Source organism: Corynebacterium mycetoides (assembly GCF_900103625.1).
GTDB lineage: Bacteria > Actinomycetota > Actinomycetes > Mycobacteriales > Mycobacteriaceae > Corynebacterium > Corynebacterium mycetoides.
In genome coordinates this window covers 686,857-708,040 of sequence record NZ_LT629700.1, presented here as the reverse complement: position 1 = coordinate 708,040, position 21,184 = coordinate 686,857, and the positions used below count along the sequence as shown (strand labels likewise).

Sequence of the window (21,184 nt, the reverse complement as noted above, 5' to 3'; positions counted from 1 at the left end):
TGAGCCCGCGCGAACGGGGTAAGGCGCGCCGTTGGGCGCGCGTGAACGAGTAGGGTTGACGGAGAACTATGCCCTCACCGTGGGGGCGGGAAAGGAGTGTCATGAGTGATAATCAGGTGGATTACGAGGCACTGAACAAGACACAGCGCTACACCCAGTGGGTGACCTTCCGCGCCATCCCCGGCGCCCTGGCAACAGATCGCGAGGACATTATTGCGCAGGCGAGTGCGTTCTTCGCCGACCTTGACGGCGCGGGGGAGGTGACGGTGCGCGGGATCTACGACGTCACCGGCACGCGTTCCGACGCCGACGTGATGATCTGGTGGCACGCGGAGCACTTCGAGCAGCTGCAGAAGGCGCTGGCGGACTTCCGCCGCACCACCACCCTGGGCCAGGTGCTTGAGCTGGGGTGGATCGGCAACGGGCTGCACCGCCCCGCGGAGTTCAACCGCACGCACCTGCCCGCGTTCTTGATGGGGGAGGAGCCGCGCGAGTGGATCACCGTCTACCCCTTTGTGCGCTCCTACGACTGGTACATCCTCGAGCCGGAGCAGCGCCGCCGCATCCTCGCCGAGCACGGCCGCGCCGCGGCCGACTACGCGGACGTGCGCGCGAACACGGTCTCCGCGTTCGCGCTCGGCGACTACGAGTGGATGCTCGCCTTTGAGGCGGACGACCTCTCCCGCATCTCGGACCTGATGCACAAGATGCGCTACACCGAGGCGCGCCTGCACGTGCGCGAGGAGGTGCCGTTCCAGACCGGCCGCCGTGTCGCCGACATCGGCGAGATCGTCAGGGTCCTGCCCTAGCGCTCGACCGGCTTCTCGTCGAGGGTCAGCGAGACGGAGTTGATGCAGTAGCGCAGGTCGGTGGGGGTGTCGAAGCCCTCGCCGGCGAACACGTGGCCGAGGTGGGATCCGCAGTTCGCGCACAGCACCTCGGTGCGCACCATGCCCAGGCTGCGGTCCTCGCGCTCGATGATGCTGTTGCCCGCAAGCGGGCTAAAGAACGACGGCCACCCGCAGTGCGCGTCGAACTTCTCGGTGGAGCGGAAGAGCTCGGCGCCGCAGGCGCGGCACCGGTAGATGCCCTCCGTCTCCGTGTCTACGTACTCGCCGGTGCCGGGGCGCTCCGTGGCGGCCTGGCGCAGGACGGCGTATTCCTCATCGCTGAGCTTGGCGCGCCACTGGTCCTCGGTCCAGTTGAGGAAGTTCGGTTGTGTCATGTGTGGGCTCCTTTTTAGCAGTAGATCTGTTAGTTGACACCGACACTACCCACGCCGCGATCGCGATGACGAACACGCTCCACGCGGCGGTGACGAGGGCAATATCGAGGTTCGCCCCTACGTTGGGCATCCTGTGTGTCGTCCACTGCAACGGTGAGAGGAAGACGGCTATTCCCACCCACACCGGCGCGGTGTGCATGGGGCTCAGCGGGCGGAAGACCGTGAAGATCGCCGGAAATAGCATCATGGAGTAATACGCCTGGCCGAGCGACGACAGAAGGCACACCCCGGCAATGAGCACGCCGGAGCTCGCTGCCGCCCAGAGCCACTCGTCGCTGTAGCGGTAGCGCGCCAGCCCAAGCACGGCCACGGCCACAGCCGCGGCCAGGGCGGCGAATACGGCGACGTGCAGCCAGCCGGGCATGCCGTAGTACGCCGCGAAACCCGCCAGCGAGGCGTTCGCGTAGTCGCGGGTGACGGACAGGTACGGCATGACCTTGGACACGTAGTCCCCGGCCCCGGGGGTAAGCGGCCAGGCGACGGCGTTGAGCGCTGCGGGCACGGCGACGGCCACGAGGGGAGTGCGCCACTCCAGCCGCATGAGCGGCAAGACGATGAGCGGCGCGAACATAGGTTTGACCACGATAGCCAGACCCAATATGAGGCCGGCCGCCCACGGCCGTCCCCGCAGAAACAGATCGAGAAAAGCCACGAGCGCCAGCAGGAGAATGCCGTTGATGTTGGAGAACACCAGGGTATTGGTGACCGATTCCGTGAGAAACGCCACCGCGACGACGAAGGGGAACACCGGGTGCGACAGCCGGAACCCGGAGCGCAGCGTCAGCCACGCGAGCGCGGCGATGATGGCGCCGGCGTTCGCGAGGATGAACAGCGAGCGAGCCGCATCAAGGTTGCCGGTCAGGCCCAGCGGCGAGAGCAGAAGTGTCGCCCCCGGGTTGTACAGGTAGTGCGGGTTGACGTGGTGGTATATCTCGTCATACACCGGCACCCGGTCCACGAATCGCCGTGCGGCGGACCACACGGTGGTGAAGTCGTCGGTAGGCGAGCCCGTCCAAGCGAGCACCACCACGCGGTGGATGACGATGAGCGCCGCCACCGGCCAGGCGACGTAGTTGGCCACGGTGCGCGCCGGCGCGGCGCTCGGGCGCGGGTCCGGGTCCACCCAGAGGGACGCGAGCTTTTCCATGGGACACACCGTACCGGGGGCCCGAACCGTTCAGGGGCGCACCCGCCGGTAGCGGGTAAAGAGCACCGAATCGTCGCTGACGGCGGATTCGAGCGTAAAGCGGCGCATCGCGCCCCGCGCCTCCAGCGGCGGGAGGTAGTTCGCATCGCTGCCGCTTATCGACGGATCCACCGTCACGTGGACCACATCCACCACGTCACCGGAGAGCATCGCGGAATACACCTTCGGCCCGCCCTCGCAGGAGATCCGCCGCAACCCCCTGGCATGCAGCGCCGCCACGACCTCCGCGGCCGTTCCCGCGCCGGTGCCGACGAGCTGGGCTCCCGCTTGCTCCAGCGCGGCGCGCGCGGGGCCGAGGGCGGGGTCGGTGAGCGATGCTTGCGGAGTCAGAATCAGCGGGGGAGTGCCCGCGAAAAAGCGCGCCGAGGCGTCGAAGTCCAGCGTGCGCGAGAGGACCGCAAACTGCGTCGAGGCTGGCCCGTAGTCTTCCGCGCGCACCGTGGACGCGCTGACGAGGACGCAGTCCGACCACTCGCGCAGGGCCGCCAGAAGGCGGGCGTCGAGGTCGTTGCCCATGGAACCGGAGGTGCCGGCGCGCGACAACGCCCCGAACAACGACATCACCGCCACCATCCGGAACTCCGGCTGGTCGGCGGTGAGTGTGGGCCCGATGAGATCCGAGGGAGTCATGGGCGACATAGTACGTGGAGCGGATGACGAGACTCGAACTCGCGACCCTCACCTTGGCAAGGTGATGCGCTACCAACTGCGCTACATCCGCGTGAGGCCCCGTGGTGGGGCACTCGGTGCGCGATACTGGGATTGAACCAGTGACCTCTTCCGTGTCAGGGAAGCGCTCTCCCGCTGAGCTAATCGCGCGTAAAAGCCATTCGATGGCTTGGAGGTGGATACGGGAATCGAACCCGTGTACACGGTTTTGCAGACCGTTGCCTAACCACTCGACCAATCCACCGTGGAGTTACCCCCAAAGTACGCTGTATGTACTTGGAGCGGATGACGAGACTCGAACTCGCGACCCTCACCTTGGCAAGGTGATGCGCTACCAACTGCGCTACATCCGCGTGAGGCCCCGTGGTGGGGCACTCGGTGCGCGATACTGGGATTGAACCAGTGACCTCTTCCGTGTCAGGGAAGCGCTCTCCCGCTGAGCTAAACGCGCGTGCAATTTTGCAGGATATTGCATTGTTCGGCCCGCTAAAGGAGCCGAGAGCGGATGACGAGACTCGAACTCGCGACCCTCACCTTGGCAAGGTGATGCGCTACCAACTGCGCTACATCCGCACACACCGCACGATTGACGTGTTGTGCGAGATAGAACATTAACCGCTTTGTCGGGCCAATCACAAATCGCCAAGGTCAGGGGCCGAATGTGCGTGGGTTAAGCGAATGACACCGGTGTGATCCGCTGGCGAGGCGACGTGCGCGGGGTTCTACTGTGATGCGCGCCCTGACCTGCGGATTAGGGTGATTCGAGGGTGCCGTGTAAAGTCTCCTTCCAGATTCGGTCCTATGGCTCAGTGGAAGAGCGTTCCGTTCACACCGGAAAGGTCGCTGGTTCGAACCCAGCTAGGACCACAGATGTTTTGTGACCCGGGTCGCGCGTGCGGCCCGGGTTTTTGTGTCTGGCCCCTCCGGGGCTGTTCGACCGGAAGGCGCGCGCCCGGCGGTTTAGGGGGCTTCGGGGACGTTCCGGTCGAACAGGAAAGGCTTCGGGTAGGGGTGACCAGATGAGGGAGGTATAGCGGGCGCACTATCCACGCGTGCGACTGTTTGCTGGCCACGACCTAAAGGCGCAATTCCCTCTCCTTCCTGTTTGGGAAGCCACTTGGCGGACTCACAGCCCCGGGGTAGCCGGAGTAGCGGACTTCGCTTAGGTGTCGGCTCCCTGCACGCGGGGATGATCCCAGATGCGCGAGCGCATCCTGTCCGCAATCCCCAGTCGGTTCCCTACACGCTGGGATGATCCCGTCGCTTCAAGCACGACTTGAATCTCTGAACGCCAACTCTGTGCCTGTTCGTGATAGGCCTCCGCGGTGGCAGGCGTGACCCAAGGAGTGCAGGTCCTTGGCCCAGAACTTCGCCGGATGTGAGCGCGGGCCGGCCTGGGAGCGGCAGGCGGAGGAAATGGTGATCGCAAAGCAGGCGGAAAGGTATGCGTGCGTGAAAGCTTCTTCACCCGAACGCGTGTGCGAAGTTCTGGCGCGCGCGGCCGCCGGAGAGGCCAATAGTGTCTTGGCAACGCAATACGGTGTGAGTCGATCAACCATTTACCGTGCCCTGGAGGAGCACCCATGAATCTGCTGACCGCCGTCGTCGTGCTCGGAGCTTTGGGAATCGTCAGAGCTCGTGTCCGTTACAACGGACTCATTGCCGGCATCATCTTTAGCATCTTTCCCATCATGATGTTGATCGCGGCAAGCCTTGTGCTGCTCGCCTTCGGAGTTCTCGTGAACAAGGCAGCTTACGACTTCAGCGACGAGGGCGAGAAGGCGCAGGAGGCATGGCGGCGGGAGCAAATCGCCCTTACTGGAGCGGACCCCTGCGCGGATCTGTACGCCAATGAGCGCGAGCGGCGGCACACCCAAGAGTTAATCGACAGCGGCGTCATCGACGACGGTGATGCCCTGGTGGCCATGATCTCCTCGGACCCGTATGCCGGGATGAGCTTTGAAGAGGCCGAGGCCGCCAGGGAGCACGCCTTCGACATGTGGGAGAAGTGCCCGCCCCTTGACTACGTCGACGCCCAGCAATAGATACAGCAGTAGCAGTGCCACGCGAGAGGTTTACGGCTCGCCCACGCGAGATGACGAAGCACACACGCCGCGCGTGCGGCTGCGTATTATCCTCCCGCGACCCAGACAACCCGTGGTGGCTGTTAGACACCGAGGCCTATGCTGACGGGCCGCTGGCGGAGCGCATTGCGACCAACTACACCCACGGCTCGATGATCGCCGCCACTGGTGATCTGACGCGGACGTCGCCCCTGCCCGGTGACCGGGGCGCGGGAAACACGAGCGCGCTACTGGCGCTTACCACCGTCGCCCCCGCGCCATGACGCGCCCCGACTTCAACGCCGACCCCGAGGTCTACGTTCTCAACGAGCTTCTGTGGACGCCGAACGAGCACGCCGCCACTCATGTGCCCAGTACGTGACGGCATGATGTGCCCGATTTGCCCAGATCGTCTTCCCTGACTGCGGCCAGTCATCACTGGTAGGACAATCACCACCGCTTAGGAGTAACCCCTCAAGGAGCTTCTGGGGCCAGAATTGCAGCCTCATCCATTGGGCGTGGGTGCGTAGCTTGGCTGCAGTTACTTTGAGGTGCTTCGCGGCCCTTTAACCAGGCGCACAGTACATGCATCGTTAGCGACTCTCCGAATCCTTGGTGCGAGGTTCAAACCCAACCAAGCACCCCAGAACGGTTTCTGGCCCGGGTCGCCAGAGCCGGCCCGGGTTTTGAGTGTGGGCCCGCAACCTCTGTTCGACCGGAAGGCGCATGAGAGTGTTATTTGGGGGGCTTCGGGGATGTTCCGGTCGAACAGGCTGGCTCTAGTTAGGTAGCGACTGGGAAAATCGGACCACAGGGGCTGGGCGCCGCCTGACTATGGCCACGAGTGTGGAGACAACGAGCGCCACCCGTGTGGCGGGTTCGGCCCAGCCTGGCGCTTTTGAGCTCAGGCGGATAATTGTCAGCGCGCACATCCCCGCCATGGCGGCCAAGGGGAGGAAGGCTGCGACGGTGGCGACATTAGCTAGCTGCGCATGCGTGGCCACGATCCCGGGTTTTCCTCGGAGAGTCCCATCGCTGGTAGGGGGATTCGCCGAAGGGCCTCGCGGAAAGCATGGAGAGGGCGGCGTCAAGCGACGTCGGCAGAGGGGTGATGCGCCATGGACGCCGGAGGGTCGCGGTGTGGCTCGAGCAGGCGATAGCTAAGGTGGCGGCTGCTGAGGCTGTTCGACCGGAATGCGTATGAGGGCCCTATCAGGACGTTCCGCAGCCGTTCCGGTCGAACGGGCCGGTTGCGTTGAGCGGGCACAGGGCCTTCAAACTCCCGCACCAAGCGATGTGTGGTGCGTCACGCGGGGAACTAACCGGGTGAGTTCACCGACTATTAATCAGACCATCTCGACATCGGTTAAAGGAGAATCCCTATGCGGACGGTGTTCAGGACGCCCACAACGCTTCCGGCATCGCCCGGTGCCACCCGGCGCCGGGCAGCCGCCGCCGGCCTAGCGTGTGGCCTCGCTCTTGTGTCGGCGCCTCTCGCCGCGGCGCATGACGCCGTGGTCGGCGGCTCTCCGGCAGACGGGGAAGTGGTAGCGGATTTCCCTGACACCCTCACGCTCGAATTCTCTGGCCAGGTGCAGGACGGATTCAACACATTCGCGCTGTCCCGTGCCGACACGGGCGACGTGGTGCTCTCGGGTGAGCCGACGGTTGCGGGCCAGTCGGTCAGCCTGGACGTCCCGGGCAACGTCGACCCGGAGCCCGGTGAGTACACCCTCGGGTTCCAGATCATCTCCTCCGACGGGCACGCCACCAAGGGCATGACCAGTTTCACCTACGCGCCGGCGGAGGAGACGGGGCAGCCTGCGACGGCGAGCCGGCAGGACGAGGCTCAGCAAGAGCAGCAGCAGCAGGAGGAACAGCCGGGACGCAACCTGACGTGGCTGTGGGCGCTTATCGGGGTCCTCGTTGTCGGCGGTGCTGCCGCCGCGGCCATCGCACGCACCGGCAGGAAGTGACCGTAGACCTGAACAACCGCGTTATCACAACAGTTGCCGCGATCGCCGCGGCGGGTTCGCTCCTCGCCGGGTGCTCGCCGAGCGATCGTCCCACGGCGGAGCCGTCCAGTTCTGCTCAGACCTCCGCCGCGACAGCCGCCGCGCTCACCTTCGACAACGCCGTGGTCCGCGCGAAGGAGGCGGGGGAGGAGATGCCGATGACCGCGATCTTCGGCACGCTGACCAACCCGACCGCAGCGGACATCACGCTGCGCGGGTTCAGCACCTCGCTGGGCGACGCGCGCTACGAGATCCACAAGACGGAAAACGGCGTCATGAGCCCGGTCGACGGCGGCCTTGTTATCCCCGCAGGAGAATCGGTCGAGCTCGCACCGGGCGGGTTCCACCTCATGATCCTGGATTTCCCCTCCGAGATCGCCGCGGGCGAGACGGTGGATCTCACCCTCGATACCGACGCGGGCGACATCGACGTGCCCGGGGTGCAGGTCCGCAGCATGAGTCCCGGCCACGAGAGCTACGGCGACATGGCGGGACATGCTGACCATGCTGACCACATGAACCACTAGGTGCAACAATGCCGATCTCACGTCGCATCTTCCTCGCTTCGGCAGCCTCGGCCGCCTCGGCTGCTTCGGCGGGGATGCTCGCCGGGTGTGGGGAAGGGGGTGTCACCCGGGCGTCGACAAGCGAGGGCGAAGTTCCCGAGGGCGCGGTGGTGGCCTTCGACGGCGCCCGCCAGGCCGGCATCGAGACCCCGACGCAATCGAGCCTTAATCTCGTCGGCTTCAACCTGCGCGAGGGTGCCGACACGGCCGCGATCGCGCGGCTGATGCGCGTGTGGACGGCCGACGCTCGCGCCCTGTGCTCCGGGGAGACGCCGCTGGGCAGCCTGGAGACAGAGATGAACCAGTGGCCCGCAAACCTGACGATCACCTGCGGCTTCGGGTCGAAAGTGTTCGCCGTCGCCGCACCCGAGCGCACGCCGGGCTGGCTGCGCGACCTCCCCGCGTTCACCCGCGACCGGCTCGACCCGGCGTGGGGCCAGACCGACCTTGTCCTGCAGATATGCTCCGACGACCCCGTCACGTGCGCCTGGGCACTGCGGCACATGACGCGCGCCGGGGTGGATTACGTGTCCGTCGCCTGGGTGCAGCAGGGATTCATGAACGCCCGCGGCACCGCTCCCCAGGGGCAGACCCCGCGCAACCTCTTCGGCCAGGTCGACGGCACGGTCAATCCGCGCACGGACACCGAGTACGCGGAGCAGGTGTGGATCGACGGGCCGGACGGCTTCGCGGGTAGCACCTCGCTCGTGGTGCGCAGAATCGCGATGGATTTAGACGAGTGGGAGCTGCTCGACCGCGCGTCAGGCGAGGAAGCGGTCGGCCGCACCCTAGACACCGGGGCCCCACTGTCGGGCGGCGGCGAATTCACCGCGCCCGACATGGGGGCGACGGACGGGTTCGGCCTGCCCGTGATCGACAAGAACTCGCACATGGCGCGGTCCATGCCGCCGGCCGACCACCCGGAGCAGCGGTTCAAGCGGCGCCCGTACAACTACAGCCTCCCGCCCGACCCCGGCAGCGGGAAGCTGTCCAACGCGGGGCTGATATTCATCGCGTTCCAAAAAGACCCCGACGTGCAGTTCGTGCCCGTGCAGGCCCGCCTGGACGAGGTCGACCGCCTCAACACGTGGATCACCCACATCGGCTCCGCCGTGTACTGGGTTCCCCCGGGCACGGGGCTAGAAAAAGGCCGCGACGAGTACTGGGGCGAGTCCGTCCTGTCCGCCCGCCGCGGGTAGGATGGGGCGCTGTCTCGACGAGAAAAATTCATGCAGGGGTGCGGCCAGGTATGTCGCACCCCGTGAGCGCAAAAGGAGCGCATCCGACCATGTCACACCCCGAGTCCAGCGAACAGACCGCCGTAGAACTGGCGCCCTTCACCGTGCCCGCCGGCACCGCCGTCGGCGCCGCGATGAAGGACCTCGGATTCCCCAACAAGGGCGATGACGCCGTCGTGTGCGTCCAGGACGAAACCGGCCAGCTCAAAGACCTCTCGCACGTGCCCGACGCCGACGCCACCTTCATGCCGGTTGCCGCCAACACCGAGCTCGGACGCTCCGTCATCCGCCACTCCGCGGCGCACGTCCTCGCCCAGGCCGTGCAGGCGGAGTTCCCGGGTACCAAGCTGGGCATCGGCCCCGCGATTAACGACGGTTTCTACTACGATTTCGACGTCGCGGAGCCGTTCACCCCGGAGGATCTGGTCACGCTGGAAAAGCGGATGAAGAAGATCATCAAGCAGGGCCAGAAGTTCGTCCGCGGCGTCTACGCTTCCGCCGAGGAGGCGGCCGAGGACCTCAAAGACGAGCCCTACAAGCTCGAGCTGATCAACGACAAGGGAAATGTCGACCCGAACTCGGACGAGGCTACCGAAGTTGGGGCGGGGGAGCTGACGCACTACGACAACGTCAACCCGCGCACCGGGGACGTCGAATGGCACGACCTGTGCCGCGGCCCCCACGTGCCCACGACCAAGTACATCCCGGCGTTCGCGCTCACGCGCTCGTCGGCGGCCTACTGGCGCGGGGACCAGAACAACGCCGGCCTGCAGCGCATCTACGGCACCGCCTGGGAATCCAAGGAGCGTCTCGACGAGCACCTCCACATGCTCCGCGAGGCCGAGAAGCGCGACCACCGCCGCCTGGGCAACGAGATGGACCTGTTCTCCTTCCCCGACGAGCTCGGCTCGGGCCTGCCGGTGTTCCACCCGGACGGCGGCATCGTCCGCCTCGCCATGGAGGACCACTCGCGCCGCCGCCACCTCGAGGCCGGCTACTCCTTCGTCAACACCCCGCACGTGACCAAGGGGACGCTGTTTTCCAAGTCGGGCCACCTGGACTGGTACGCGGACGGCATGTTCCCCCCGATGAAGCTCGACGGGGAAACCGACGAGGACGGCAACGTGGTTAAGCAGCCGCAGGACTACTACGTCAAGCCGATGAACTGCCCGATGCACAACCTCATCTTCGATTCTCGCGGGCGCTCCTACCGCGAGCTGCCACTGCGGCTGTTCGAGTTCGGCACCGTCTACCGCTACGAAAAGTCGGGTGTGATCCACGGCCTGACCCGCGCCCGCGGATTCACCCAGGACGACGCCCACATCTACTGCACCGAGGACCAGCTCGAGACCGAGCTGACCAGTGTGCTCGAGTTCATCATTTCCCTCCTGCAGGACTACGGCCTGGACGACTTCTACCTGGAGCTGTCCACCAAGGACCCGGACAAGTACATCGGCAACGACGAGATCTGGGAGCGCTCAACCTCCATCCTGCAGTCGGTGGCGGAGAAGTCCGGCCTCGAGCTCGTGCCGGATCCGGCGGGAGCGGCGTTCTACGGGCCGAAGATTTCGGTGCAGGCGCGCGACGCCATCGGCCGCACGTGGCAGATGTCCACCGTGCAGCTCGACTTCAACCTGCCCGAGCGCTTCGACCTGACCTACACCGCCTCCGACGGCACAAAGAAGCGTCCGGTGATGATTCACCGCGCCCTCTTCGGCTCCATCGAGCGCTTCTTCGGCGTTCTCCTCGAGCACTACGCGGGTGCGTTCCCGGCGTGGCTCGCCCCGCACCAGGTGGTGGGCATCCCCGTCGCGGACGACTTCGCCCCCCACCTCGACGCGGTGACCCAGCGGCTGCGTGCCCGCGGGATCCGCGCGGAGGTGGACCACTCGGATGACCGGATGCAGAAGAAGATCCGCAACCACACCACGTCCAAGGTTCCGTTCATGCTGCTCGCCGGCGCGCGCGACGTGGAGGCGGACGCGGTGAGCTTCCGCTTCCTCGACGGCAGCCAGATCAACGGGGTGCCCGTGGCTGAGGCGGTGGACATCATCAGCGCATGGGTGGACGAGCACATCAACGAGCAGCCGAGCGAGGAATCCGTTGCAGCGCGCAGGGGATAACGGCGAGCCGCACGTGGACTCCGGCGTAGGCACCCCGGACCGTCTGGAGAGGCTGTGGGCGCCCTACCGGTCGTCGTACATCACCGAGGCCGTGGACGGCGACCGCTTCCAGGACCCGTTCGTGGCCGCGCCGCAGGGCAGTGACGAGGACGGGTTGATCGTCGCCCGCGGTGAGACGGTGTACGCCCTGCTCAACCTCTACCCCTACAACTCCGGCCACCTCATGGTCGTGCCGTACCGCAAGGTCGCGGAACTGGAGAACCTCACGGATCAGGAGTCGCGCGAGCTCATGGAGTTCGCGCAGAAGGCGGTCCGCACCCTCAAAGCCGTCTCGCACCCGGAGGCGATCAACGTCGGGCTCAACCTGGGCAAGGCCTCGGGCGGGTCCGTCGGTGACCACCTGCACCTGCACGTTGTGCCGCGCTGGGCGGGCGACGCCAACTTCATGACGGTCATCGGGGGTGCCAAGGTCCTGCCGCAGCTGCTCAAGGACACGCGGAAATTGCTTGCCGACGCCTGGCCCGGCACCCCGGAAAACGGAGGAGGCACCGATGCTTAGTGTGCACGGCCGCGAACCGGCGGCGGTAGTAGTGGAGCCCGTCGCGCGGGGTCTCCTGCGCGCGGGGTTGACCCCCAATGTGACGACGTTGGTGGGCACCGTGGCGACGGTCCTCGTGTCCGTGGTGCTCATCCCGCTCGACCACCTGGTGTGGGCGGCGCTGCTATCGGCGTTTTTCGCGGCGTTCGACATGGTCGACGGCACGATGGCGCGGCTGGGCGGCGGGGGAACGGCGTTCGGGGCGACGCTGGACGCGAGCTGCGACCGGATCACCGACGGAGCGCTCTTCGGCGCCATCGCGCTGTGGTTCATCTACGTCGACGGCGCCCCGTCGGTGACCGTCGCGGTGACGCTGGCGGTGCTGGTGCTCGCGCAGGTGACCAGCTACATCAAGGCCCGCGGCGAAGCCGGGGGGCTGCGTATCGTCGGCGGGCTTATCGAGCGCCCCGAGCGGCTCATCGCCGCCTGCGTGGGTTTGGTGCTGGAGGGTGCTGGCGTGTCCGGCGCGCTGGCTGGGGCGATGTGGGTTCTCCTGGTGGGATCCGGCATCACCGTGGTCCAGCGCCTGGTGCTTGCCGCCCGTGATCCCCACGCCCACGACCGCATGGCGCCCCCGGAAGGAGCGCCGCGGTGACGCGCAACGAATTCTTCAGGGAGCAGATGACCGCTGCGGCGTACATCGCCGCCTGGAAAATTATCGGCCGCCTGCCGGGGCGCGTGGCCGATACCCTCTTTAGCCTGGGCGCGGACTGGGCGTCGGACAAAGGCAAGGGCATGGAGATGCTGCGGCGCAACCTCGCGCGCGTGGTGGGCGTGGAAAACGTCGACCAGGACCTCGTCCGGGCATCGGTACGCTCGTACGCACGGTACTGGAAGGAGGCGTTCCGGCTGCCGACACTCGCCGGGGACCCGGAGGTTGTCGAACGGATCCGGGAGGGCATCGAGGGCTTGGAGCACCTCGAGCGCGCGTACGGGCAGGGCAAGGGCGTAATCCTGGCGTTGCCGCACTCGGGCAACTGGGACATGGCGGGCATGTGGCTGGTGCAGAACTACGGCACCTTCGCCACCGTCGCGGAGCGCCTCAAGCCCGAGTCCCTGTTCGACGCGTTCGTGCGCTACCGGGAATCCCTGGGTTTCGAGGTCCTGCCCCTGACCGGCGGGCGGGAGGCGCCGTACGAGCGGCTGCGCGAGGTGCTGGAATCGGGCGGGATCGTCTGCCTGATGGGTGAGCGCGACCTGACCTCGTCCGGGGTGCCGGTGATGTTTTTCGGGGAGGAGACCACGATGCCGGCGGGCCCCGCAAAACTTGCGATTGATACCGGCGCCGCGCTTTTGCCCGTGCATTCCTGGTTCGAGGGCACGGACCGGGACCCGGCGTGGGGGCTGAAGGCCGAATCCCCCATCGAGGTGACGGACGTGGCGGAGACCACGCAGCGATTGGCCGACCGCTTCGCCGCCAACATCGCCGAGCATCCCGCAGACTGGCACATGCTGCAGCCGATGTGGCCGGTGGATAAGCCGAAGCGCTCCCGCCGCCGGGAGCTGCGGTGAGTGCCCGTGCGCATTGGTATGGTGTGCCCGTACTCCTTCGATGCGCCGGGGGGAGTTCAAGCCCACGTCCTTGACCTGGCGCGTGTGTTCCGCGCGCAGGGGCACGACGTTCGTGTCCTCGGCCCGGCGACGGGGGCGGCCGACGTGCCGGATTTTGTCACCCGCGGGGGCGGGTCCGTGCCGATTCGCTACAACGGCTCCGTCGCCAGGCTCGCCGTGGGCCCGAAGGTGCGGAAGGTAACCCGGCAGTTCATCGCGCACGGCGACTTCGACGTGTTGCACATCCACGAGCCGAACTCGCCGAGCTACTCGCTGGCCGCGCTGCGCGCCGCGCAGGGGCCCATTGTGGCCACCTACCACGCGTCGGCGACGTCCTCGCTCGCGCTCAAGGCCGTACTGCCCGTGCTGCGCTCGAGCTTGGAGAAGATCCGCGGCGGCATCGCGGTGAGCGAATTGGCCAGGCGGTGGCAGGTGGAGCAGGTGGGCACCGACCCGGTTCTCATCCCCAACGGCGTGGACACGTCGCTGTACTGCAGCGCGCGCACAGACAGGCCGGAGGGTGCGCCGGTGGAGATCGTCTTTTTGGGGCGTCTCGACGAGCCGCGCAAGGGGTTGGGCGTGTTCCTCGACGCCGCCGCGCGCCTCGGCCGGGAGGCACGCTTCACCGTCATCGGCGGCGGTGACCACCCGCCGGCGCACGGCGTCGACTTCGTCGGCCGCGTCAGCGAGGCCGAGAAGGCAGCGATCCTTGGCCGCGCCGACATCTACGTGGCCCCCAACACCGGCGGGGAGTCCTTCGGCATCGTGCTCGTCGAGGCCATGGCCGCCGGGTGCGCGGTGGTGGCCAGCGACATCGAGGCCTTCGCCGCCGTCTGCGACGCCGCCGGCACCTCGCCCGCCGGGGTGCTGTTCACCGCCGGCGACGCGGGCGCTCTCGCCGCGCACTTGCGCCTGCTTATCGACGACCCCCGGGCGCGCCACGCACTCGCCGCCGCCGGGTCGCGGCGCGCCCAGGACTACGACTGGGCGCAGGTGGCGGGCCGCATCATGGCGGTCTACGAAACCGTGATCGGCCAGGTGGGCTCGGAGAAAGTGAGGCTGGGATAGTGGGAACGCCCCTGTGGGTACCTCTCGTCATCCTCGTCATCGTTGCGGTGACGGCTTTCGCGTTATGGGCGTACCTCACGGCGAGGCGCCTGGACAGACTCCACATCCGGCTCGACCGCTCACGTGACGCCCTCCAGGCCGCGCTCGACCGCCGCTGCGCGGTCATCGCGGTCGCGGTCCCGGAGCTGGCCGCGCGGGCCCGAGCGGCCGAGCTCATCGAGCTCACGCCGCGAAACCTGAGCGACCGGTTGGAGGCGGAGGACGCGCTGCGGGCGGACGTCGATAAGCGCTTGCTCGGCGGTGAGCGGGAAGGCGACCTCGAGGACGCTGACACCCGGGTGATGCTCGCGCTGCGCTTCTACAACGAGGCGGTCAGCGACACGCGGGCGGTGCGGCTTACGGCGCCCGTGCGGCTGCTGCGGCTCGGGGGCACGGCGGAGCTGCCCGAGTACGCTTCGCTCAGCGCCGCCAGTGTCTAGCGCGGTTGTAGAGTACATGGGCATGAGCGCACCCAGCATCCAAGCGATTCTCGATCTCGAACGTATTGACAAGGACATCTTTTGCGGCCGCGCGATGGACTCCACCGTGTTCGTGCGCACCTTCGGCGGGCACGTCGCCGGCCAGGCGCTCGTCGCGGCGACACGCACCGTCGAGGAGGGAAAGCGCGTCCACTCCCTCCACGGCTACTTCCTGCGCGCCGGCAAGGCCAACGAGGAAACCGTCTACATGGTGTCGCGGATCCGCGATGGCCGCAGCTTTTCCACCCGCACGGTGGAGGCGATCCAAAACGGAGAGGCCATCTTCTCCATGCAGGCGAGCTTCCACGTCACCGACGACAAGGGCCCCGAGCACTTCGACGCCATGCGCCCCGCGCCCGACCCGGAGGACCTCGAGCTGAGCCCTGACCAGCTGCCGCAGGGCCTCACAGGCCTGATCACGGAGTGGTCCGACTGGGACATCCGGGTGGCGCCGGCCACGAGCTACGAGCGGGACAACCGCGCCGCGGGCCAGCAGGTGGTGTGGTTCCGCTCCAAGGAGCGCCTGCCGGACGACGAGACCTTCCACATCTGCACCCTCGCATACATGTCGGACATGACGCTGCTGTTTTCCTCGATGGTGCCGCACCCCGAGGACAAGGTGCAGATGGCCTCCCTCGACCACGCGATGTGGTTCCTGCGCCCGTTCCGCGCCGACGACTGGCTGCTCTACGACCAGAGCTCCCCGTCGGCGCACCACGGCCGCTCGCTCACCCAGGGCAAAATCTACGACCGACAGGGCAACCTGGTCGCCGTGACGGTCCAGGAAGGACTCACCCGCACCCTGCGGGAGACGACCGCGCCCGCGCGTGATTCCTCCGGCGCCTAAGCGGCCACAGCGCTCCCGGGGCGTGTCGGGGGTGTGCGTATACTTGTGCGAAGTTAGATAAGGACAATCTCGCCGTGCCGTGACCACTGGGTTGACCGGACGTTCACGCGCGCAGCCGAAAGGGGAGCTGGACATGTCAGGCCACTCAAAGTGGGCAACCACGAAACACAAGAAGGCCGCCAACGACGCGAAGCGTTCGAAGCAGTGGGCGAAAATGATCAAGGACATCGAGGTGGCCGCCCGTACCGGCGGCGGCGACCCCTCCGCCAACCCAACCCTCGACGACATGATTCGCAAGGCCACCAAGGCCTCCGTCCCGAAGGACAACATCGAGCGCGCCCGCAAGCGCGGCTCCGGCGAGGAGGCCGGCGGTTCCAACTGGGAGGCCGTGGTCTACGAGGGCTACGGCCCGAACGGCGTCGCGGTGATGATCGAGTGCCTCACAGACAACCGCAACCGCGCCGCCACCGAGGTGCGCACCGCCATGACTAAGAACGGGGGCAACCTCGGCGAAACCGGCTCGGTGGGTTACATGTTCACGCGCACCGGAGTGGTGACCGTGCCCAAGGGCGAGCTCTCCGAGGACGACCTGCTCATGGCCGTGCTGGAGGCGGGTGCGGAGGAGGTGCGCGACCTGGGAGAGGTGTTCGAGATCATCTGCGCGCCGACGGACCTGCGCGCCGTACGCTCCGCACTGGAGAGCGAGGGCATCGAGGTCGAGGACGCCGAGCAGGATTTCCGCGCGTCGGTGGAGGTTGACCTGGATGTCGACGGCGCGCGCAAGATGGTCAGGCTCATCGACGCGCTCGAGGACTCCGACGACGTGCAGAACGTGTACACGAACATGACGCTGAGCGACGAGGTCGCGGCGCAGCTGGAGGACTAGGACCGTGAACCTCGAGGGGCTGCGGGTGATGGGCATCGACCCGGGCCTGACCCGGTGCGGCTTGTCCGTGGTCCAGGCGGGGCGGGGCCGGCAGGTCATTCCCGTGGCGGTGGGTGTTGTGCGCACCCCGGCGGCGTCCGAGCTGCCGGAGCGACTGGTGCGGCTGTCGGCGGCGGTGCGCGAGTGGCTGGACGACTACCAGCCGGACGTCATCGCCATGGAGCGCATCTTCGAGCGCGGGAACGTCTCCACCGTCATGCACACCGCACACGCGGTGGGGGTGCTCATCCTCGCGGCCGCCGAGCGCGGCATACCGGTGCACCAGTACACGCCGTCCGAGGTGAAAAAAGCCATCTCCGGCAACGGCCGGGCCGACAAGAAGCAGATGACCACCATGGTGACGCGCATCCTGGGCTTAGGCGAGCCTCCCAAGCCCGCCGACGCGGCGGATGCGCTGGCCATCGCGGTGTGCCACTGCTGGCGCGCCCCGCTCATTGCGCGCGGGCTGGCGGCCACCTCCTCATAATTCGACATCAGGATTCGACGCTCAGAACGGACGGTTTCGCCTTGATTGACTCTCTGCACGGGGAAGTTCTCACCATCGGCTTGGACCACGCGGTGATCGAGTGCTCCGGGGTGGGCTACCGGTTCGTGGCCGGCCCGCCCACGCTCGCCCGCCTCACCCGGGGCGAGACCACCCGAGTGCTCACCTCGATGGTGGTCAAGGACGACGGCGTGACCCTCTACGGGTTCGCCGACGACGCCGCGCGCACCATGTTCCTCAAGCTGCAGACCGTCACCGGGCTGGGCCCGAAGCTCGCCGTCGCGTGCCTGTCCGTCTTCGAGCCCGCGGAACTGGCCGCGCTCATCACCGCCGGGGACGCGGCGGCGATCAAACGAATCCAGACCATCCCCGGCGTGGGCAAGAAGATGGCAGAGCGCATGGCCCTGGAGCTCAAGGACAAGATCGACGGCCTGTACGAACCCGCGCAGCCGGGGCCGGGGCAGGCCGCGGCGCCCGCGCGGGGGGCGTCGCTCGTGACGGAGCAGGTGATCGAGGCGCTCGTCGGCCTGGGGTTTACGGACAAGGCGGCGCGCCCGGTCGTGGACACGCTCGCGGACGGCAACCCGCAGGCGACGTCGTCGGAGCTGCTGCGCGCCGCCCTGACCCAGCTCGGCTCGAAGTAGGGTTTGGGGCATGCCTGACGTAGAAAAGACCGAGTTCGCCCTGCCGGAGGGCGTGGGCCGTCCGGCAGGTTCCGTCGTGAACGCCGCGGAACTCATCGAGGACCGCGACGTGGAGAAATCCCTGCGCCCGAAGTCGCTCGGGGAGTTCATCGGCCAACCCAAGGTGCGCGAGCAACTCAACCTCGTGCTCGCCGGTGCCAAACGCCGCGCGGTCACCCCCGACCACATCCTGCTATCTGGCCCGCCGGGGCTGGGCAAGACGACGATGGCGATGATCATCGCGCAGGAACTCGGGACGTCGCTACGCATGACCTCGGGCCCGGCGCTGGAGCGCGCGGGCGACTTGGCGGCCATGCTGTCCAACCTCATGGAGGGCGACGTGCTCTTCATAGACGAGATCCACCGCATCGCACGGCCCGCCGAGGAAATGCTCTACATGGCGATGGAAGACTTCCGCATCGACGTCATCGTGGGCAAGGGCCCGGGCGCGACGTCGATTCCGCTGGAGATCCCGCCGTTCACTCTCGTGGGGGCCACCACCCGCGCCGGCATGCTCACGGGCCCGCTGCGTGACCGCTTCGGGTTCACCGCCCAGATGGAGTTCTACGACGTCGACGACCTGACCAGCGTGATCACCCGCGCGGCGACGATCCTGGACGTGGACATCACCCACGACGCCGCCGTGGAGATCGCCTCCCGCTCGCGCGGGACACCGCGCATCGCCAACCGCCTGCTCCGCCGCGTGCGCGACTGGGCGGACGTGCACGGCGACGGGCGTGTCGACGTCCCCGCGGCGCGCGCCGCGCTGGAAGTCTTCGACGTCGACGAGCTCGGGCTCGACCGGCTCGACCGCGCCGTGCTGGATTCGCTCATCCGCGGCCACGGGGGAGGACCCGTCGGCGTGAACACGCTCGCCATCGCCGTGGGGGAGGAACCGGCGACGGTGGAGGAGGTGTGCGAGCCCTACCTCGTCCGCGCGGGCCTGATGGCGCGCACGGGCCGGGGGCGCGTGGCCACCGCGGCGGCCTGGAACCACCTGGGCATCACCCCGCCCCCGGAGGCGCCGGGGCAGCTCAACCTGCTGTGACACAATGGGTGACCATGGAACTCATCTTCTTGCTGATTATTCTCGCGGTGTTCATGCTGCCCACATTGTTGATGATGCGCAGCCAGCGCCGGCGCCAGGCCGACATGGAGCAGCTCCACGCGTCCCTTCAGCCCGGTGACGCGGTCGTCACCGTCGCCGGAGTGCACGGCACCGTCGTCGGGGCCGACGCCGACACGCTGCGCCTCGAGATCGCCCCGGGAATTGTCGTGACCACCGAGCGCACCGGCGTCCTGCGCCGCGCCACGCCGGCCGCCGCGAACACCGACGGCGCCCGGACCGACTAGAGGCCTTCCGCTTCGCCACAGGCCCGGCGCCGCGACATGCGGGGCCGGGCCCTGTTGTGTCCGGGGGATGACGTAGCATGTTGCGATGTGCGTTCCCAGCCGCCGTGAACCGGCCCCGGGGGAGCGAAGTTCACCACCATATGACGACAGAGGAGTTTCCGCAGTGTCCTCACCCACACGGCGCGCCGCAGACTTGCGGGCAAAACGGACGTGGCCCGCGACGGCCCTCGCTCTGTTTTTGCTTATCATCGTCGCGGTGTACGCCCTCGTCTTCTTCACGGGCAGTAAGTCCGCGACCCCCAAGCTGGGAATCGACCTGCAAGGCGGCACCCGGGTGACCCTGGTGCCGCAGGGCCAGGACCCCACACCGGAGCAGCTCCAAGACGCGCGCAACATTATTGAGAACCGCGTCAACGGCATGGGCGTGAGCGGGGCGAGCGTCGTCGTCGACGGCAACACGCTGGTGATCACCGCCGCCGGCGACGACACCTCGGCTGTGCGCAACCTCGGTCAGACCTCGCAGCTCGCGTTCCGCCCGGTCGCGCAAAGCCCCGCGCCCGACCCGGCGGCGCTGGGGGAGACGCTGGTGGACACCGCCAACGCGTGGGTGGCCCACGGCATCCTGCCCAAGGATCAGGCGCAGAGCACCATCGACGGTATTGTGGCCCAGCTGGGCGAGGGCGCCGCGGGGCTGGAGGTCACCGCCGAGCCGCTGGAGGAGCCGAAGGGCCCGGTCGAGGCCGCGGACCGCCGGCAGGAGACCACCGAGATGCTGCGGGAGACCCGGCAGTCCTCGGACCCGACCCAGCAGTTCGCGTCCCTGGCGCTGATGAGCACGGTCTGCCAAACCCAGCAGACGGACCCCCTGGCGGGCACGGACGACTCGTCCCAGCCGCTTGTGGCGTGCGACGCGACATCCCTCCAGCCGCTACTGCTCGGCGAGGCACCGCTGCTCGACCCGCAGAACCCGGAGGGCCCGCGGCTCACGGGCAACGAAATCGACACCAGCCGGGCGATCACAGGCGGATACAACCCGCAGACCAGCCAGATGGAGATCAGCTTCGCGTTTAGCCAGGACGGCGAGCCGAACGGCTCCCAGGCGTGGGCGCAGCTCACCTCGAACATGATCGGCCAGCAGGTCGCCATCACGCTGGACTCCCAGGTCATCTCGGCGCCCGTCATCCAGGGCGCCACCCCGGTCGGCTCCGCAACATCCATCACCGGCCAGTTCACGCAGGAGGAGGCCACCGCGCTGGCGAACAACCTGCGCTACGGCGCCCTGCCCCTCTCCTTTGCGGGGGAGGACGGCGAGCCCGGGGGAACGGCGATGACGGTGCCGCCCTCCCTCGGCGCGGCTTCCCTGAAGGCGGGCCTGATCGCGGGCGTTGTCGGCCTGATCCTGGTGGCCATATTCGTCTTCGCCTACTACCGCCTGTTCGGTCTCATTTCGCTGGCCACCCTGGCGGTCGCGGGGCTGGTGGTCTACGGCGTGCTCGTCCTGCTCGGGCGCTGGATCGGGTACTCCCTGGATCTGTCCGGCATCGCGGGCCTGATCATCGGCATCGGCACCACGGCGGACTCGTTCGTGGTCATCTACGAGCGCGTGAAGGACGAGCTGCGCAAGGGGCGGACCTTCCGCTCGGCCACCGCGCAGGGCTGGGACCGGGCGAAGGAGACCATCGTCACCGGCAACATCGTCACCCTCATCGGCGCTGTGGTGATTTACTTCCTCGCCGTGGGTGATGTGAAGGGATTCGCGTTTACTATGGGCCTGACCACGGTGGTCGACCTCCTAGTCACGTTCCTGGTGACCGCCCCGCTGATGATTCTCGCGTCCCGGTCGCGTTTCTGGTCCCGCCCGGCCGTCAACGGCATGGGCGCTATCTACCGCCTCGTGCAGCGCGAGCGCGCCGCTGGCACCGCGGGCGCCACCGCCTCGGCACAGCCGGCTCGAGCAGAGGAGAACTAAG

At 67.5% G+C, this 21,184-nt stretch carries 23 protein-coding genes and 7 tRNA genes; 21 read left to right on the top strand and 9 right to left on the bottom strand.

The genetic code is table 11. The features are described 5' to 3' along the window. Nucleotides 1-101: 101 nt before the first annotated feature. Nucleotides 102-809, top strand: a complete 708-nt coding sequence (gene hemQ, locus BLS40_RS03535; protein WP_092148799.1) for a hydrogen peroxide-dependent heme synthase — start codon at nucleotides 102-104, stop codon at nucleotides 807-809. Here hemQ and msrB read toward each other — a convergent pair. The 9 genes from msrB to BLS40_RS03490 form a co-directional block, all read right to left on the bottom strand. Next, on the bottom strand, nucleotides 806-1,225 hold the full coding sequence (msrB, locus tag BLS40_RS03530; protein ID WP_092148796.1) for a peptide-methionine (R)-S-oxide reductase MsrB: 420 nt from the start codon (nucleotides 1,223-1,225) through the stop codon (nucleotides 806-808). The two genes, hemQ and msrB, sit on opposite strands and share 4 nt — an antisense overlap. Then, nucleotides 1,164-2,432 carry a glycosyltransferase family 87 protein gene (locus tag BLS40_RS03525; protein ID WP_092148793.1) on the bottom strand — a complete coding sequence of 423 codons (1,269 nt, stop codon included), beginning with the start codon at nucleotides 2,430-2,432 and terminating at the stop codon, nucleotides 1,164-1,166. Before BLS40_RS03525 ends, msrB begins: the two co-directional genes overlap by 62 nt. 30 nt (nucleotides 2,433-2,462) lie before the next feature. After that, on the bottom strand, nucleotides 2,463-3,122 hold the full coding sequence (locus BLS40_RS03520; RefSeq protein ID WP_231908507.1) for a dihydrofolate reductase family protein: 660 nt from the start codon (nucleotides 3,120-3,122) through the stop codon (nucleotides 2,463-2,465). A gap of 15 nt (nucleotides 3,123-3,137) precedes the next feature. Beyond that, nucleotides 3,138-3,213: transfer RNA gene (locus BLS40_RS03515), tRNA-Gly, on the bottom strand. Nucleotides 3,214-3,239: 26 nt separating this feature from the next. Continuing rightward, a tRNA-Val gene (locus BLS40_RS03510) sits at nucleotides 3,240-3,311 on the bottom strand. Between the two features lie 20 nt (nucleotides 3,312-3,331). Next, nucleotides 3,332-3,405 (bottom strand) — tRNA-Cys (locus BLS40_RS03505). A gap of 33 nt (nucleotides 3,406-3,438) precedes the next feature. After that, nucleotides 3,439-3,514, bottom strand: a tRNA-Gly gene (locus BLS40_RS03500). 26 nt (nucleotides 3,515-3,540) lie between these two features. Then, nucleotides 3,541-3,612 (bottom strand) — tRNA-Val (locus tag BLS40_RS03495). 49 nt (nucleotides 3,613-3,661) lie between these two features. Further along, nucleotides 3,662-3,734, bottom strand: a tRNA-Gly gene (locus tag BLS40_RS03490). A gap of 222 nt (nucleotides 3,735-3,956) precedes the next feature. Here BLS40_RS03490 and BLS40_RS03485 point away from each other — a divergent pair. The 20 genes from BLS40_RS03485 (at nucleotide 3,957) to secD (ending at nucleotide 21,183) form a co-directional block, all read left to right on the top strand. Then, nucleotides 3,957-4,028: transfer RNA gene (locus BLS40_RS03485), tRNA-Val, on the top strand. A 489-nt stretch (nucleotides 4,029-4,517) separates the two neighbouring features. Beyond that, entirely contained in the window at nucleotides 4,518-4,748 is a 231-nt protein-coding gene (locus tag BLS40_RS10935) for a helix-turn-helix domain-containing protein (protein ID WP_157672435.1), read from the top strand. After that, complete coding sequence (locus tag BLS40_RS03480) at nucleotides 4,745-5,206, top strand: hypothetical protein (RefSeq protein ID WP_092148787.1); 462 nt, start codon at nucleotides 4,745-4,747, stop codon at nucleotides 5,204-5,206. Before BLS40_RS10935 ends, BLS40_RS03480 begins: the two co-directional genes overlap by 4 nt. 50 nt (nucleotides 5,207-5,256) lie before the next feature. Continuing rightward, nucleotides 5,257-5,508 (top strand): hypothetical protein, encoded by a 252-nt coding sequence (locus BLS40_RS03475; protein WP_092148784.1) that lies wholly within the window; start codon nucleotides 5,257-5,259, stop codon nucleotides 5,506-5,508. Nucleotides 5,509-6,705: 1,197 nt separating this feature from the next. Further along, nucleotides 6,706-7,200 carry a copper resistance CopC family protein gene (locus tag BLS40_RS03470; RefSeq protein ID WP_231908506.1) on the top strand — a complete coding sequence of 165 codons (495 nt, stop codon included), beginning with the start codon at nucleotides 6,706-6,708 and terminating at the stop codon, nucleotides 7,198-7,200. After that, the gene (locus tag BLS40_RS03465) at nucleotides 7,197-7,766 is read left to right on the top strand and encodes a copper chaperone PCu(A)C (RefSeq protein WP_092148778.1); all 570 of its coding nucleotides are present in this window, start codon (nucleotides 7,197-7,199) and stop codon (nucleotides 7,764-7,766) included. Before BLS40_RS03470 ends, BLS40_RS03465 begins: the two co-directional genes overlap by 4 nt. Nucleotides 7,767-7,774: 8 nt before the next feature. Beyond that, nucleotides 7,775-9,004, top strand: a complete 1,230-nt coding sequence (locus BLS40_RS03460) for a Dyp-type peroxidase (RefSeq protein ID WP_092148776.1) — start codon at nucleotides 7,775-7,777, stop codon at nucleotides 9,002-9,004. An 89-nt stretch (nucleotides 9,005-9,093) separates the two neighbouring features. After that, nucleotides 9,094-11,166: a threonine--tRNA ligase gene (gene thrS, locus BLS40_RS03455; RefSeq protein ID WP_092148773.1), complete on the top strand. Its 2,073-nt coding sequence runs from the start codon at nucleotides 9,094-9,096 to the stop codon at nucleotides 11,164-11,166. After that, on the top strand, nucleotides 11,147-11,725 hold the full coding sequence (locus tag BLS40_RS03450) for an HIT family protein (RefSeq protein ID WP_092148770.1): 579 nt from the start codon (nucleotides 11,147-11,149) through the stop codon (nucleotides 11,723-11,725). The genes thrS and BLS40_RS03450 overlap by 20 nt, the downstream gene beginning before the upstream one ends. Next, nucleotides 11,718-12,359, top strand: a complete 642-nt coding sequence (pgsA, locus tag BLS40_RS03445; protein WP_092148766.1) for a phosphatidylinositol phosphate synthase — start codon at nucleotides 11,718-11,720, stop codon at nucleotides 12,357-12,359. Before BLS40_RS03450 ends, pgsA begins: the two co-directional genes overlap by 8 nt. Before the next feature lie 26 nt (nucleotides 12,360-12,385). Continuing rightward, the gene (locus tag BLS40_RS03440; protein WP_092152120.1) at nucleotides 12,386-13,276 is read left to right on the top strand and encodes a phosphatidylinositol mannoside acyltransferase; all 891 of its coding nucleotides are present in this window, start codon (nucleotides 12,386-12,388) and stop codon (nucleotides 13,274-13,276) included. Nucleotides 13,277-13,282: 6 nt separating this feature from the next. Continuing rightward, a complete protein-coding gene (locus BLS40_RS03435) occupies nucleotides 13,283-14,383 on the top strand; it encodes a glycosyltransferase family 4 protein (protein WP_092152119.1) in 1,101 nt (366 codons plus the stop codon). Continuing rightward, nucleotides 14,383-14,862, top strand: a complete 480-nt coding sequence (locus BLS40_RS03430) for a hypothetical protein (protein WP_231908505.1) — start codon at nucleotides 14,383-14,385, stop codon at nucleotides 14,860-14,862. The genes BLS40_RS03435 and BLS40_RS03430 overlap by 1 nt, the downstream gene beginning before the upstream one ends. Before the next feature lie 22 nt (nucleotides 14,863-14,884). Then, the gene (locus BLS40_RS03425; RefSeq protein WP_092152115.1) at nucleotides 14,885-15,748 is read left to right on the top strand and encodes an acyl-CoA thioesterase; all 864 of its coding nucleotides are present in this window, start codon (nucleotides 14,885-14,887) and stop codon (nucleotides 15,746-15,748) included. 133 nt (nucleotides 15,749-15,881) lie between these two features. Continuing rightward, nucleotides 15,882-16,634, top strand: coding sequence for a YebC/PmpR family DNA-binding transcriptional regulator (locus tag BLS40_RS03420; RefSeq protein WP_092148763.1), 753 nt, complete (start codon nucleotides 15,882-15,884; stop codon nucleotides 16,632-16,634). Nucleotides 16,635-16,638: 4 nt separating this feature from the next. Further along, a complete protein-coding gene (gene ruvC / locus BLS40_RS03415) occupies nucleotides 16,639-17,160 on the top strand; it encodes a crossover junction endodeoxyribonuclease RuvC (protein ID WP_092148760.1) in 522 nt (173 codons plus the stop codon). A gap of 41 nt (nucleotides 17,161-17,201) precedes the next feature. Then, nucleotides 17,202-17,822, top strand: a complete 621-nt coding sequence (gene ruvA, locus BLS40_RS03410; RefSeq protein ID WP_092148757.1) for a Holliday junction branch migration protein RuvA — start codon at nucleotides 17,202-17,204, stop codon at nucleotides 17,820-17,822. Nucleotides 17,823-17,832: 10 nt separating this feature from the next. Beyond that, on the top strand, nucleotides 17,833-18,909 hold the full coding sequence (gene ruvB, locus BLS40_RS03405; protein WP_092148754.1) for a Holliday junction branch migration DNA helicase RuvB: 1,077 nt from the start codon (nucleotides 17,833-17,835) through the stop codon (nucleotides 18,907-18,909). A 14-nt stretch (nucleotides 18,910-18,923) separates the two neighbouring features. Continuing rightward, the gene (gene yajC / locus BLS40_RS03400) at nucleotides 18,924-19,214 is read left to right on the top strand and encodes a preprotein translocase subunit YajC (RefSeq protein ID WP_092148751.1); all 291 of its coding nucleotides are present in this window, start codon (nucleotides 18,924-18,926) and stop codon (nucleotides 19,212-19,214) included. Nucleotides 19,215-19,377: 163 nt separating this feature from the next. Continuing rightward, the gene (secD, locus tag BLS40_RS03395) at nucleotides 19,378-21,183 is read left to right on the top strand and encodes a protein translocase subunit SecD (RefSeq protein ID WP_231908504.1); all 1,806 of its coding nucleotides are present in this window, start codon (nucleotides 19,378-19,380) and stop codon (nucleotides 21,181-21,183) included. The last annotated feature ends 1 nt before the right edge of the window (nucleotide 21,184 follow it).